A 14122-nucleotide genomic window follows, 5' to 3' on the forward strand; every position below is an offset into this window, starting at 1 on the left:
CCCATCATGACGCAATTTGCATCATCCGCCGCTCCGACCCGCTACATCGATGCAACCGGCGTGCGCTACGCGTATCGCCGCTTCGGCAACGAAAAGGGCGGGCGGCCGCTGCTGTGTCTTCAGCACTTCACCGGCACGCTGGACAACTGGGATCCGGCGATCGTCGACGTGCTGGCCCGCGATCGCGAAATCATCCTGTTCGACAACGCCGGCGTCGGCCGCTCCGGCGGGCAGGTTCCGACGTCGATCGCGCACATGGCGCAGCATGTGCTGCACTTCGTCGATGCACTGTCGATCGACAGGCTGCATATCCTCGGATTTTCGCTCGGCGGTTTTCTCGCGCAGGACATCGCGATCGTCCGACCGGGACTGGTCGAGCGGTTGATCCTGTCCGGCACCGCGCCGGAGGGCGGCGAAGGCGCGGGGATGGACCGACCGGAACTGCTTGCGATCTACACGGACGGCGAGATGCCGATGAGCGAAAAGCTCGAGCGGCTGTTTTTCCCGGCAACGCCCGCGGGCCAGACGGCCGCCGCCGCATTCGTCGACCGCCTCGCCGCGCGCACTGCCGAGCCCGATCTGCCGGCCGGCCCCGAAGTCGCATCCGCCCAGCTGCAGGCGATGATCGCGTGGGCGAACTGGAGCGGTGACGTGGTAGGCAAGCTGGGCCGGATCAAGCAGCCGGCCCTCGTCACCAACGGCAACGATGACCGCATGATCCCCACCGCGAACAGCTTCGTGCTCGCGCAGGGGCTGCCGGATGCGACGCTGATCGTCTATCCGAATTCGGGCCACGGCGCGCTGTTCCAGCATGCGAGCGCGTATGTCGCGCACGTCGCGGAATTTCTGCGCGGCGCGTGAACGCGTCGCTCACCCCTTCAAGGAGCCAATGATGAAAGCCATTGTTTATGCAAAGGCCGGCGTACCGATCGACGATCCGACGTCGTTGTACGACGCGGAGCTGCCGGTGCCGACACCCGGCCCGCGCGATCTGCTGGTGCGGATCGACGCGATCGCCGTCAACCCGGTCGATTCGAAGCTGAGGCTCGGCGTGCAGCCGAGCGGCCCGCGCGTTCTCGGCTGGGACGCGGCGGGAACGGTCGAGGCGGTCGGCAGCGACGTCGAGCTGTTCGCGCCGGGCGACAAGGTCTGGTATGCGGGCGACATCACGCGGCCCGGCAGCTACGCGGAGTATGGCGTCGTCGACGAGCGGATTGCGAGCCGCCGCCCGATGACACTGGGCGCTGCCGACGCTGCGGCCCTGCCGTTGACTGCGATCACCGCGTGGGAACTGTTGTTCGACCGGCTGAAGATCGCCGAGCGTGGCGGCGCCGGGCAGAGCGTGCTGGTGATCGGCGCGGGCGGCGGCGTCGGATCCATTCTCGTGCAACTCGCGCGCCGTTTGACTGCGCTGACGGTGATCGGCACGGCGTCGCGGCAGGCCACGCAAGCGTGGGTCGCCGAGCTCGGCGCACACCACGTGATCGATCACGGCCAGCCGTTGCAATCGCAACTTAAGTCGCTGGGCATCGACCATGTCGACCACGTGATCAGCCTCACGCATACCAACGCGTACTACGCGCAGATCGTCGACGTACTGAAGCCGCAGGGGCAGCTCGCGCTGATCGACGATCCTGACACGCTCGACGCGATGCCGCTCAAGCGCAAGGCCATCTCGCTGCATTGGGAATTCATGTTCACGCGTTCGATGTTCCGCACGCCCGACATGGACCATCAGCACGCGTTGCTCGCGCGCGTGGCGACGCTGATCGACGACGGCGTGCTCAAGAGCACCGTCGGCGAGCACCTCGGCAGGATCGACGCGGCGAACCTGCGGCACGCGCACGCGTTGCTGGAAGGCGGGCGCGCGAAGGGCAAGATCGTGCTCGAAGGCTTCTGAGCGCACATCGCTACCATTCCAACGGAATCACCATGACCACCATCACCACGCAAGACGGCACCCGGATTTTCTACAAGGACTGGGGCGTCGGTCGCCCGGTCGTGTTCTCGCACGGCTGGCCGCTGAACGCCGACGCATGGGACGCACAGATGCTGTTCCTCGTGCAGCACGGCTACCGCGTGATCGCGCACGACAGGCGCGGTCACGGCCGGTCGGGACAACCGTTCGCCGGCAACGACATGGACACGTATGCCGACGATCTCGCGGCACTGCTCGACGCGCTCGACGTGCGCGATGCCACGCTGGTCGGCCATTCGACGGGCGGCGGCGAGGTCGCGCGTTACATCGGCCGTCACGGGACGAAGCGGGTCGCGAAGGCCGTGCTGATCGGCGCCGTGCCGCCGATCATGCTGAAAACCGACGCGTATCCGGGCGGTTTGCCGATGGACGTGTTCGATGGCATTCGACGCGGCGTGGCCGCCAACCGTTCGCAGTTCTATCGTGATCTCGCGGTGCCGTTCTTCGGCTTCAACCGGCCGGACGCGACCGTGTCGACGGGTACCATCGACGCATTCTGGGCGCAGGGGATGGCGGGCGGCATCCACGGCCAGTACCTGTGCATCCGCGAATTCTCCGAAGTCGACTACACGGAGGACCTGAAGAAGATCGACGTGCCCACGCTGATCCTGCATGGCGACGACGACCAGATCGTGCCGATCGACAATGCAGGCCGGCTGTCCGCGCAGATCGTGAAGCATGCGACGCTGAAGGTGGTGGAAGGCGCATCGCATGGCATGTGCGTCGTCGATGCCGATCGTGTCAATGCGGATCTGCTTGCCTTCCTGCAGTCGTGACGCGGGAACATGCGGGACTCACGCACATCGAGCGGGACGAACGGAACCTGGAGAGCAAAATGGCGGATGTCAAACGGGTCGAATACCTGTTTCTGGGCGGCGGCAAGGGCGGAAAATCGCTTGCGATGGAGATGGCCCGGCAGGGCAAGCGCGTCGCGGTGATCGAGCGCGGGATGATCGGCGGATCGTGCATCAACGTTGCGTGCATTCCGAGCAAGGCCTTGATACACCGTGCACGCAGGATGCATGCATGGCGGGATGCGTCGCAACGGGAGGACGTGGCGGCGGACATGGCGGGCGTTTCCGCGTATGTCGCGTCGGTCGTGAACGGGATGGTCGACGTCAATCGCCGCGCATTCGAGCAATCGGGTCTTGAACTCGCGATCGGGACGGGGCGGTTCGTCGCGCCGCGAACCATCGCGGTGCGCGCCGTCGACGGGACTGAAACGATCTACGAGGGCGAGAACGTCTATATCAACACGGGTACGGTCGCGTCGATCCCTGACGTGCCGGGGCTGCGCGACGCGCAGCCGCTCACGCACGTGGAGGCGTTGCGACTGACGACGCTTCCCGGGCACCTGGTCGTCATCGGCGGCGGCTATATCGGGCTGGAGATGGCTCAAGCCTTTCGGCGGCTCGGCAGCGCGGTCACGCTCGTCAGCGATACGCCGCGCGTTGCGATGCGCGAAGACGAGGATGTCAGTACGGTCATTCAGCAGGCCCTGACCGACGACGGTATTCGGCTCGAACTCGCCGCGCGGCTCGTCGACGTACAGGGAAAAAGCGGCGAGCGCGTCACGGTGCGGCTGGCCGACTGCCGTGCCATCGAAGGCTCGCACGTGCTCGTGGCGACCGGGCGCACGCCGCAGACGGCCGGCATCGGGCTCGAGCTCGCCGGCGTCGAGACGAACGAGCGCGGGTTCATCAAGGTCGACCATCGGCTCGCGACGACTGCGGAACGCACGTGGGCGATCGGCGAGGTCGCGGGCACGCCGATGTTCACGCATGCGTCGTTCGACGACTACCGCGTGCTGAAAGCCGGTATCGAAGGCCGGCCGGCGAGCACCGCGGAGCGCCTCATCCCTTATGCGTTGTTCATCGACCCGGAGCTCGGCCGAATCGGTTTGAACGAAGCGGACGCGAATGCGCGAAAAATCGACGTCCGGGTCGCGAAGCTTCCGATGGCGTCCGTGCCGCGGGCGCGTACCGACGGCAACACGCGCGGTTTCATGAAGGCGCTCGTGCATCCGGGCACCGGCGCGATTCTCGGGTTCACGATGGTCGGCACGGGCGCCGGCGATGTGACGACTGCGGTCCAGATGGCGATGCTCGGCGGCCTGCCGTACACGGCGGTGCGCGACGCGATCATCGGTCACCCGATTATTTCGGAAGGATTGAACCTGCTGTTCGCGACGTTGCGTTGAGCGTTGAGCGTGGGGCGACGGGGGCACGCATTGTGCCCCCGGGTTCGTCCGACGAGCGATGCTCGAAGCGCCGCCATGTTGCCATGGCGGCCCCGCTCACTGCGCGACGCTTTCCGCATCCGCCGACTCACCGAGGAACCCACCGCTCTGGTGCGCCCACAGCGCCGCGTAAATACCACCCGCCTGCAGCAACTGCTGGTGCGTCCCTTCCTCGACGATGCGCCCTTCGTCGAGCACGATCAGCCGGTCCATCGCCGCAATGGTCGACAGCCGGTGCGCGATCGCGATCACCGTCTTGCCGTGCATCAGGCCGTCGAGGCTGCGCTGGATCGCGACTTCGACCTCGGAATCGAGCGCGCTGGTCGCTTCGTCGAGCACGAGGATCGGCGCGTCCTTGAGCATCACGCGCGCAATCGCGACGCGCTGCCGCTGGCCGCCCGACAGCTTCACGCCGCGTTCGCCGACCTCGACGTCGTAGCCGCTGCGGCCGTGGCGGTCGCGCAGCCGGTCGATGAACTCGGACGCTTCCGCGCGCACGGCTGCGTCGTGCATCTCGCGCTCGGTCGCGTCGGGGCGACCGTACAGCAGGTTCTCGCGCATCGTCCGGTGCAGCAGCGACGTATCCTGCGTGACCATCCCGATCGCACCGCGCAGGCTGTCCTGCGTCACGTGCGCGATGTCCTGCCCGTCGATCCGGATCGTGCCGCCGCCCACGTCGTAGAAGCGCAGCAGCAGGTTCACGAGCGTCGACTTGCCGGCGCCCGAGCGGCCGATCAGGCCGATCCGCTCGCCCGGCCGGATCGTCAGGTTCAGCCCGTCGAATACCGCGCGATCGTTGTCCTCGTGCGCGAACTGCACGTTGTCGAACACGATCCCGCCGCGCTGCACCGCAAGCGGCTTCGCGTCGGGCGCGTCGACCACGCTGTGCACCTTCGTCAGCGTGTTGATGCCGTCCTGGATCGTGCCGACGTTCTCGAACAGCTCGGTCATTTCCCACATGATCCAGTGCGAGTAGCTCGACAGGCGCAGCGCCATCGCGATCACCGCCGCGACGACGCCCGCGCTCGCCTCGCCGTGCATCCACAGAACCAGCGCGAGGCCGGTCGAGCCGACCAGCAGCAGCGTCGACAGCAGGTGGTTGACGACTTCGAACGCGCTGACGAGCCGCATCTGCGCGTCGCCGGTCGCCTTGAACGCCTCCATCGCGCGGCGCGCGTGGTCGGCTTCGCGCCGCGTGTGCGAGAACAGCTTCACGGTCGTGATGTTCGAATACGCGTCGGTGATGCGGCCCGTCATCAGCGCGCGCGCATCGGCCTGGCGGCTGCCGACGGCACCGAGGCGCGGCACGAAATACGCGCACGCCAGGCCGTAGCCGAGCGCCCACAGCGCGAGCGGGATCATCAGCCGCCAGTCGAAGCTGGCCGCGAGCGCGAGGATGCCGATCAGGTACGCGGCGACGCCGATCACGACGTCGACCGACATGAACAGCGCATCGCGCACCGCGAGCGCGGTCTGCATGATCTTGGTCGTCACGCGGCCCGCGAACTCGTTCGCGTAGAACGACAGGCTCTGGTCGAGCATCAGCCGGTGAAACAGCCAGCGCAGCCGCATCGGGAAGTTGATCGCGAGCACCTGGTGCTTGACCATCGTATGCAGCGCGATCAGCAGCGCACTGCCGGCGAGGATTGCCGCGAACCCGGTGAGCGTGCCGAAATGCCGGCCGCCGAAATCGGCCGGCGTCGCGGACGCGAGCCAGTCCACCACGCGGCCCATCATCGCGAACAGCGCGGCTTCGTACGCGGCCAGCGCGGCCGACGTCAGCGCGATCAGCAGGATCCAGCTGCGCGCGCCTTTCGTGCACGCCCAGACGAACGAGAAGAAACCCCGTGGCGGCGTGACGGGATCTTCGAGCGGGAAAGTCGGCAGGCGCCGTTCAAACCACGAAAACATTGAAACCTCTCCTTGATGCGGCCACGCCGGCCGGCGCGGCCCGTATTGCCCGTTTCATGCGCGACGCCTTCGAAGGCGACGCCGTGTTGCACACGTGTTCACTGCGCCCGAATCCACGCTTCGATCGGCCCGAGCGTGCCCGGTGCATAGGCATCGCGCCCGAGCACCGTGTACAGCCACTGCTTCCATGTCGGCCAGTCGGACTCGAGCGGGTAGTCGAACCAGCCGGCGCGCAGCAGCGCATGCGTCGCACCGGGCACGACCACCACGCGCCGGTCGGGCCGGTTCGCGAACGCATGCGTGTAAGTGTTCGCCTCGTCGACCGGATCGACATTGCGATCCTGCGCGCCCCACACGGCCAGCACCGGCCCCTGCATCGTCGCGAGCGCCTGTGATGCGTCTTCCAGGTAGTTGCGCGCGATGAAGCCGAAGCGGCGCGGCTCGATGTCCGGGCGTCGGCGCGGATCGGCCGGCACGTCCGCCTGGCCGAAGATCGCGTCGTTGGCGCGTCGCTCGGCGGCCAGTGTCGCATCGATTCGATCCGGCTGCAGGCCGGTTGCCTGGAGCTGCTGTCGCGTCAGGTAGGTGCCTTGCCGGCGCCAGCTGACGGCGCCGCCGACGATCACCGAGAACGCGGGCCGCACCGCATTCGCGACGCGCGGAATTACCCAGCCGCCTTGCGAGAAGCCGAGCAGGCCGATCTTGTGCGCGGGACCGACGGCGGCGCGCACGCGCGCCATCGCGGCGATCGTTTCGTTCGCACGGTCCTGCATCGATTGCGCGAGCCAGTCGCCGCCGCTGCGGCCGGTGCCCTGCTTGTCCCACGCGAACACGCCGATACCGGCGTCGAGCAGGCTGTTGACGAGCGGCAGCATCGCGTCGTCGGAGAAACGCGTGCGTGGCCCGTCGCCGTGGACGAGCAGCACGATCGGCGCGTCGGGCGCGTGGGCCGGCAGCGCGAGCGTGCCGACGAGGTCGGCGTCGCCGGCGTGGAAGGCGAGCGTCGATACCTCCGCGCCCTTCAGCTCGAAATCGGACAGGCCGCGCAACGCGATTGCCCCCACCGCGATGAGCAGGAGCAGGACGAGCGTGATGCCGGCAATGACGATGCGTTTCAAGAGGCCCTCGGTGCGGTGGTGTGAGCGGAAGTCGCAGGCGGCACATACATGGGCACGGGCCCTTGACGCCTGCCGGACGTCGCCACGATAATAGATCGACTAATCAGTCTAATAAAGATTCGAGTCATCGTCTAGCACGGAGTGCCTGTTGAGAAAGATCGACCCTGAAAGAGTGGAAGCGAAGCGGCGCCAGATCCTGGACGCCGCGATCGACTGTTTTGCGCGCGACGGCTTCCATGCGACGTCCACGGCCGCGATCTGCAAGGCGGCCGGCATGAGCCCCGGCAACCTGTTCCACTATTTCCCGACGAAGGCGGCGATCATCGAGGCAGTCGCGCAGGAGGATCAGCGCGAGATGGCCGAACTGTTCGCGCGGCATGCGGACGCCGACAATGCGCTGACCGCGATCGAGGAGATCGCGCTGGCATTGATGGAATTGTCGAGCGATCCCGTCTATGCGCGCATCAGTATCGAGACCGCGGCGGAGGCGACGCGCAACCCGGACGTCGCCGCACTGTTCGCGGCAAACGAGGCGCAGGTGAAAGGGCGGATGGTCGCGCTGATCAAGCGCGGTATCGCGCAAGGGAAGATCGACGCGAGCCTGAAGCCCGATCTCGTCGCGACCTGGCTGCTCGCGCTCGCGGAAGGCGCGGTCGGGCGCGTCGTGTTCGAGCCGGGGTTCAGGCCGCGCGCGCACCGGGCGATGCTGCGGACGATCATTCAGCGGATGCTGAAGCCGCAGTAAGCGTGGCGGTGCCGGTTTGACGCGTGCCGGGTTCGGGGGCTATCCGAACCCGGCGCGTGCATTGGGCGCTCATTGCGCTCGAGAGTGCGAGTGCGGGCGGGTCGCCGGGCTGGGGCTGGGCGCTGATCGCGCCCTTAAAAAACCCCTTGACCATCTATCTATGAGTAGATAAAGTTCGATCCATGGAAACGAAACCGACCGTCCGCGAACAGATTCTCGACCACGCGATCACGCTGATGATGCAGCGCGGTTACAACGGCTTCAGCTATCGAGACCTGTCCGACCTGGTGGGCGTGAAGACGTCGAGCATCCACTACTACTTCCCGTCGAAGGACGATCTGGTGCTGGAAGCGGTGGCGGCCTACAGCGACGAAGTCCTCGCGGCCGTGCGGGCGATCGATCCGGCGCTGCCGGCCGACGTGAAGCTGAGCCTGTACACGAAGATGTTCGGCCGCACGCTGGGCGACGGCAACCTGATCTGCCTGTGCGGGATGCTCGCGTCCGACATCGAAACGTTGCCGGAGAACGTGCGGCAGGCGGTGCAGGCGTTCTTCACGGCCAACGAGCGCTGGCTCGCGGAATTGCTGGCGCAAGGCGCGAAGGAAGGCACGCTGCAGTTCAGCGGCGAGCCCGACACCGCGGCGCGCACGCTGTACGCGGCGTTCCAGGGCAGCGTGCTGGCCAGTCGGTTGTTTCATACGCGGGCGCGTCTCGAGGATGTCGAGGCCGTCTGGAAAGCGCGGTCCTGACGGGCGGCGCGCGAGCGGTGGGGCGGTTCGCCGCCTTTTTATTGAATCTTTTTATCTATCACGTAGTAGATAGATAGCTGGCACAGAGGAATCGATCCTCTGCATTTTTTGGGAGTGTTTATCTATCTATGAGTAGATAAACAAATGCGAAGCCGGCGAAGAAACCGCCGGCACGCGGTCCCTGGTTCGAAGGCTGTTTCATTCATTTGCTGAAAAAGGAGTCTGTCATGTCGATCGAAAAAGTGCTGTACCGCGCCCATGCAAAAGCCACCGGCGGCCGCGACGGCCGTGCGACGGTGCCCGAAAGCGGCCTCGACCTGAAGCTGACCACGCCGCGCGAACTCGGCGGCGCGGGCGGCGCAGGTGCGAACCCCGAGCAACTGTTCGCCGCCGGCTACAGCGCGTGCTTCATCGGCGCGATGAAGTTCGTCGCGGCGCGCGACAAGATCGCGATCCCCGCGGACGCCGCGATCGAAGGCAGCGTCGGCATCGGCGCGATCCCGAACGGCTTCGGCATCGAAGTCGAACTGAAGATCTCGCTGCCGGGCCTCGATCGCGATGTCGCGCAAACGCTGATCGACCGCGCGCACGTGGTCTGCCCGTACTCGAACGCGACGCGCGGCAATATCGACGTCACGCTCACGCTCGTCTGATCAATCGCACTGCCAACCATCTGTCGCCATTCAAAGATTCGACCAAGGAGTTGCACCATGAAGATCGTCAAGCCGCTGCTGATCGCCGCCGCCATGGCAGCCGCACTGTCCACCGCACCTGCCGCGTTCGCCGCGGGCACCGACGCCGTCGGTCCCGATGCGACGACGAGCGCGTTCCTCGCCGCGCTGAACGGCCAGAAGGGTCCGGGCCTCGAAACGCTGAGCCCCGCGAAGGCGCGCCAGGTGCTGGTCGACGCGCAGAACGGCGTGAAGGTCGACCTGTCCGGCATCGACGTGTCCAATCGCACGATCGAGCAGGACGGCCTGTCGGTGCCGGTCACGATCGTGCGTCCGCAAGGCGTGACGGGTACGCCGCCGGTATTCGTGTTCATCCACGGCGGCGGGTGGGTGCTCGGCGATTTCCCGACGCACGAGCGCCTCGTGCGCGATCTCGTCGTGCAGTCGGGCGCCGTCGCGGTGTTCGTGAACTACACGCCGTCGCCGGAAGCGCGTTACCCGGTCGCGATCAATCAGGCGTATGCGGCGACGAAATGGGTGGCCGCGCACGGCGCGGAGATCGGCGTCGACGGCAGCCGCCTCGCGGTGGTCGGCAACAGCGTCGGCGGGAACATGGCGGCCGTGGTGGCGTTGATGGCGAAGGACAAGGGTGGCCCCGCGATCCGCTTCCAGGGTCTGATGTGGCCGGTGACGGACCACAACTTCAACACGGGTTCGTACAACGCGTATCAGCAGGGTCACTTCCTGACGCGGCCGATGATGAAGTGGTTCTGGGACGCCTATACGAAGAACGAAGCGCAACGCAACGAAATCTACGCGTCGCCGCTGCGCGCGAGCACCGCGCAGTTGAAGGGCCTGCCGCCCGCGCTGATCCAGGTCGCGCAGTTCGACGTGCTGCGTGACGAAGGCGAGGCGTACGGCCGCAAGCTCGATGCGGCCGGTGTCGACGCAACGACCACGCGTTACGACGGCACCATCCACGATTTCGGCTTGCTGAACGCACTGGCCACGGATGCGCCGACGAAGGCCGCGATGAAGGCGATGGCGAACGAGATTGCGACGCGGTTGAAGTAACGCGGCGGGTTCGCACCCGCGCTATTCCTGCGGCAGGGGGTGGCGCGGGTGCGGATGACGAAGAGGCGGGCATGTGCCCGCCTTTGTTGCATGCGGCGGGCGAGCCGGGCGAATGGGCCGGCTTTTACGCCGCACACCGCACACCGCGGCCGTCCGCGACTTTCCGTCCCGGTTCAGCGACACGATCTCCTTCGCGAACCGCGCCGCATCGCCGGCTTCGCGCTGCGTTTCACGTCGTGGCTTTCCCCGCCCGCGTCGACGACCCCGGCGCCCACGCCGCCCCGCGCCGTCGGCATTGTTGGTACGATCGCGCGTATCGTTTACGCCGGCGCCGCCAGCCGCCGGTTCATCGGCCGCGCAGCCGCACGCTCGCGCGGCCACGTTCGGGAGAATCGGTTCGTGTTGCAGGCGTTCGCGGTCTTGCTGATCTTCCAGTGTCTCGGGGAAGGCGTGTCCTATCTGTTCGGCCTGCCGGTGCCGGGCCCCGTGATCGGCATGTTGCTGCTGTTCGGCTTCGTGATGCTGCGCCCGCAGGTGGCCGACACGATCGAGCCGACCGCGCTCGAACTGCTGCGCCACCTGTCGCTGCTGTTCGTGCCGGCCGGCGTCGGGATCATGGTGTCGGCCGACCGCGTGCGCGGCGACGCGGTCGCGGTCGTCGTCGCGCTGGCCGTCAGCACCACGCTCGCGATCGCCGTCACGGCGCTCGTCACGCGCGCGCTGCTGCGCCGCCAGCGGCGCGCGGGCGGCACCGCGGAGGGCACGCAATGACGGCCTTCCCGAAGCTCGGCGCGATCTGGGTCTATCTCGCCGCGACCCCGCTGCTGGGCCTGACCATCACGCTGATCGCCTATCTGCTCGCGCAGGCCGTCTATGCGCGGGCGCGCTTCAACCCGCTCGCGAACCCGGTACTGATCGCGGTCGCGCTGATCGTCGTGCTGCTGACGATCACCCATACGCCGTATCCGACGTATTTCGAAGGCGCGCAGTTCGTCCACTTCCTGCTCGGCCCCGCGACCGTCGCGCTCGCGCTGCCGCTGTACCGCCAGTGGTCGAAGCTGCGCCGCGCCGCGGTGCCGCTGCTGGTCGGCCTGCTCGCGGGCTCGCTCACTGCGATCGTGTCGGCGGTCGGCATCGCGGCGCTGTTCGGCGCGTCGCACCAGACGATCGCGTCGCTCGCGCCGAAATCGGCGACGACGCCGATCGCGATGGCCGTCGCGGCCGAAATCGGCGGGATTCCGTCGCTCACCGCCGTGCTCGTGATCTCGACCGGGATCTTCGGGGCCGTGTGCGCGCGCGGGATCCTCAACGCGCTGCGCGTCGACGAACCGGCCGTGCGCGGGTTCGCGCTCGGCGTCGCGTCGCACGGGATCGGCACCGCGCGCGCGTTCCAGGTCAGCGAGGAGGCCGGCGCGTTCGCCGGGCTCGGGATGGGGCTGAACGGCGTGCTGACGGCCTTCGTCGTGCCGATCCTGCTGCCGGTGCTGTCGCGCTGGGTCTGAGCGCCGGCCGGGGTGGCCGAGGCCGGGTTATCGGTTTCCCTGATGGCGCGGCGCGGCGCCGAAACGACGGTACACGCCGTGCGCATGTATCGTGGCCGTTATCAGGAGAATTCAGGAACGCACAGGGACAACCGAATACTGATCGGCTAACGTTGCATCGGCGCCGTTGTCGCAAGCGGTCGTGTGCGCGCCGGTGTCCGACCCACAGCCAACAATCGACAAGGAGATCCGGCCATGAAGCAGTCTCGCGTGGTTTCAGTGGCAGTAGCAGTAACGGCGTCGTTCGGTCTGCTGTTGACCGCCGCGCCGGCGGCATACGCGCAGGATCCGGCGTCCGCGCCGACGCAGAAGCAGCTCGACAAGGCGCAGAAGAAGGCGGCCCGCAAGGCCGCCCGGGCGCGGCACGCGTCGGACCTGAAGGCGATCGGCACGGGCAGCGGCTACCGGCTGACCAACGACCAGAGCAACTATCCGCAGAACGCCGCGCAGAAGGCGCCCGCGACGAAGGCGGCGCCGGCTGCCCCGGCGTCGGGCCAGTAACGGCCGGACCTGGGGCACAGCGCAAACGGCGCCGGATCGACCGGCGCCGTTTGCGCGTGTGCGGGGCTGCCCGAATGGCCGGGCCGGCGCGTTACGACGCGAGCTTGCTCGCGAGTTCCGCGACGTGCTTGCCCTGGTAGCGCGCGATGTCGAGCTCGTTCGCGCTCGGCTGGCGGCTGCCGTCCGCGCCCGCGAGCGTGGTCGCGCCGTACGGCGTGCCGCCGGTGATTTCGTTCATGTTGACGAGGCCGCTGCACGCGTACGGCACGCCCACGATCACCATCCCGTGGTGCAGCAGCGTCGTGTGGAACGACGTGATCGTCGTTTCCTGGCCGCCGTGCTGCGTGCCGGTCGACGCGAACACGCTGCCGATCTTGCCGACGAGCGCGCCCTTCATCCACAGGCCGCCGGTCTGGTCGAGGAACGTGCGCATCTGGCCGGCCATGTTGCCGAAGCGGGTCGGCGTGCCGAAGATGATCGCATCGTAGTCGGCGAGCTCGTCCACCGTCGCCACCGGTGCAGCCTGGTCGACCTTCACGCCGATCGCCCGGGCCTGGTCGACGGGAATCGTTTCCGGCACGCGCTTGAGCGTGACCTCGACGCCCGCCACCGATTGCGCGCCTTCCGCGATGTGTTGCGCCATCGTTTCGACGTGCCCGTAGGACGAGTAGTAAAGAACGAGTACCTTGGCCATGTTGCGAATCTCCGTTTAAAAGGGCCCCGCGATCGGCGGGGCCCGGTTTCCCGAACGGGCTTTATGCCCACTCGGCCGTGACTTCGACCGGACGCAGGTCGAACACCAGCACTTCGGCATCCTTCCCGTCGGCCAACGTCAGCGCCTGTTCGTCGCGGATGCGCACGCCGTCGCCTTCGCCGAGCGTCACGCCGTTGACCGTCACGCTGCCGCGTGCCACGTGCACGTACGCAAAGCGGTCCGGCGCCAGTTCCAGCGTCGCGCGTTCAGCGCCGTCGAACAGGCCCGCATAGATCCGCGTGTCCTGCCGGATCTTCAGCGAACCGGCGTCGCCGTTCGGCGAGACGACGAGGGCGAGCTTGCCGCGCTTGTCGCCGGCCGTGACATTCGTCTGCTGATAACGCGGCTCGGCACCCTTTTCGGACGGCCCGACCCAGATCTGCAGGAAGTGGACCGGCAGTTCCGGCGAGTGGTTGAACTCGCTGTGGCGCACGCCGGTGCCCGCGCTCATCAGCTGCACGTCGCCGGGCACGATCACCGAACCGGTGCCCATCGAGTCCTTGTGTTCCAGCGCGCCGTCGAGCACGTACGACAGGATCTCCATGTCGCGGTGCGGGTGCGTGCCGAAGCCGCGGCCCGGCGCGACACGGTCGTCGTTGATCACCAGCAGGTCGGAGAAGCCGACTTGCTTCGGATCGTAGTAATTCGCGAACGAAAACGTATGACGGGAGCTGAGCCAGCCATGCTCCGCACGGCCACGTTGGTTTGCTGCACGGATTTCGATCATGATTTTTGTTCCTCAAGACGCCGGACCTCGGAAGTGGGCCCGGCCGTTCGTTGAGATGAATCTTAGGTCAATCGATTTGACAAATAAATCGCTACAGAGATAATGACTGTCGCT

The 14122-nt window shown here is 67.1% G+C and carries 15 protein-coding genes; 11 read left to right on the forward strand and 4 right to left on the reverse strand.

What is annotated here, in order from left to right; genetic code table 11:
* Positions 1-6 precede the first annotated feature (6 nt).
* From G3N64_RS11195 to G3N64_RS11210, 4 genes are read left to right on the forward strand one after another with little or no spacing between them, the layout of a single operon-like run.
* Complete coding sequence (locus G3N64_RS11195; protein ID WP_205784015.1) at positions 7-861, forward strand: alpha/beta hydrolase; 855 nt, start codon at positions 7-9, stop codon at positions 859-861.
* A gap of 31 nt (positions 862-892) precedes the next feature.
* Positions 893-1900 (forward strand): zinc-binding alcohol dehydrogenase family protein, encoded by a 1008-nt coding sequence (locus tag G3N64_RS11200; protein ID WP_205784016.1) that lies wholly within the window; start codon positions 893-895, stop codon positions 1898-1900.
* 32 nt (positions 1901-1932) lie between these two features.
* Entirely contained in the window at positions 1933-2754 is an 822-nt protein-coding gene (locus tag G3N64_RS11205; RefSeq protein ID WP_205784017.1) for an alpha/beta hydrolase, read from the forward strand.
* A gap of 59 nt (positions 2755-2813) precedes the next feature.
* Positions 2814-4178, forward strand: a complete 1365-nt coding sequence (locus G3N64_RS11210; protein WP_205784018.1) for an FAD-dependent oxidoreductase — start codon at positions 2814-2816, stop codon at positions 4176-4178.
* Positions 4179-4274: 96 nt separating this feature from the next.
* Here the strand turns inward: G3N64_RS11210 and G3N64_RS11215 are convergent, their stop codons facing one another.
* On the reverse strand, positions 4275-6128 hold the full coding sequence (locus tag G3N64_RS11215) for an ABC transporter ATP-binding protein (RefSeq protein ID WP_205784019.1): 1854 nt from the start codon (positions 6126-6128) through the stop codon (positions 4275-4277).
* A 98-nt stretch (positions 6129-6226) separates the two neighbouring features.
* Entirely contained in the window at positions 6227-7246 is a 1020-nt protein-coding gene (locus tag G3N64_RS11220; RefSeq protein WP_205784020.1) for an alpha/beta hydrolase, read from the reverse strand.
* A gap of 148 nt (positions 7247-7394) precedes the next feature.
* On the opposite strand from G3N64_RS11220, the gene G3N64_RS11225 reads away from it, so the two are divergent.
* The 7 genes from G3N64_RS11225 to G3N64_RS11255 all read left to right on the forward strand — a co-directional run bounded on the left by G3N64_RS11225 (position 7395) and on the right by G3N64_RS11255 (position 12527).
* A complete protein-coding gene (locus tag G3N64_RS11225) occupies positions 7395-7991 on the forward strand; it encodes a TetR/AcrR family transcriptional regulator (RefSeq protein ID WP_205784021.1) in 597 nt (198 codons plus the stop codon).
* 182 nt (positions 7992-8173) lie between these two features.
* Positions 8174-8740: a TetR/AcrR family transcriptional regulator gene (locus G3N64_RS11230; protein WP_089448963.1), complete on the forward strand. Its 567-nt coding sequence runs from the start codon at positions 8174-8176 to the stop codon at positions 8738-8740.
* Positions 8741-8967: 227 nt separating this feature from the next.
* Positions 8968-9393, forward strand: coding sequence for an organic hydroperoxide resistance protein (locus tag G3N64_RS11235; RefSeq protein WP_046547194.1), 426 nt, complete (start codon positions 8968-8970; stop codon positions 9391-9393).
* 57 nt (positions 9394-9450) lie between these two features.
* The gene (locus tag G3N64_RS11240; protein ID WP_205784022.1) at positions 9451-10485 is read left to right on the forward strand and encodes an alpha/beta hydrolase; all 1035 of its coding nucleotides are present in this window, start codon (positions 9451-9453) and stop codon (positions 10483-10485) included.
* A gap of 399 nt (positions 10486-10884) precedes the next feature.
* On the forward strand, positions 10885-11256 hold the full coding sequence (locus G3N64_RS11245; protein ID WP_205784023.1) for a CidA/LrgA family protein: 372 nt from the start codon (positions 10885-10887) through the stop codon (positions 11254-11256).
* Positions 11253-11987 (forward strand): LrgB family protein, encoded by a 735-nt coding sequence (locus G3N64_RS11250; protein ID WP_174998548.1) that lies wholly within the window; start codon positions 11253-11255, stop codon positions 11985-11987. The genes G3N64_RS11245 and G3N64_RS11250 overlap by 4 nt, the downstream gene beginning before the upstream one ends.
* A 234-nt stretch (positions 11988-12221) precedes the next feature.
* Positions 12222-12527: a hypothetical protein gene (locus G3N64_RS11255; RefSeq protein WP_069249854.1), complete on the forward strand. Its 306-nt coding sequence runs from the start codon at positions 12222-12224 to the stop codon at positions 12525-12527.
* 91 nt (positions 12528-12618) lie between these two features.
* On the opposite strand, the gene wrbA is transcribed toward G3N64_RS11255, so the two are convergent.
* Together wrbA and G3N64_RS11265 are read right to left on the reverse strand one after the other, a co-directional pair.
* Positions 12619-13221, reverse strand: coding sequence for an NAD(P)H:quinone oxidoreductase (gene wrbA, locus G3N64_RS11260; protein WP_205784024.1), 603 nt, complete (start codon positions 13219-13221; stop codon positions 12619-12621).
* 61 nt (positions 13222-13282) lie between these two features.
* Complete coding sequence (locus tag G3N64_RS11265) at positions 13283-14008, reverse strand: pirin family protein (RefSeq protein WP_205784026.1); 726 nt, start codon at positions 14006-14008, stop codon at positions 13283-13285.
* Positions 14009-14122 lie beyond the last annotated feature (114 nt).

Origin of the sequence: Burkholderia sp. Ac-20344, from assembly GCF_017104975.1 — a bacterium.
Taxonomy (GTDB): Bacteria; Pseudomonadota; Gammaproteobacteria; order Burkholderiales; family Burkholderiaceae; genus Burkholderia.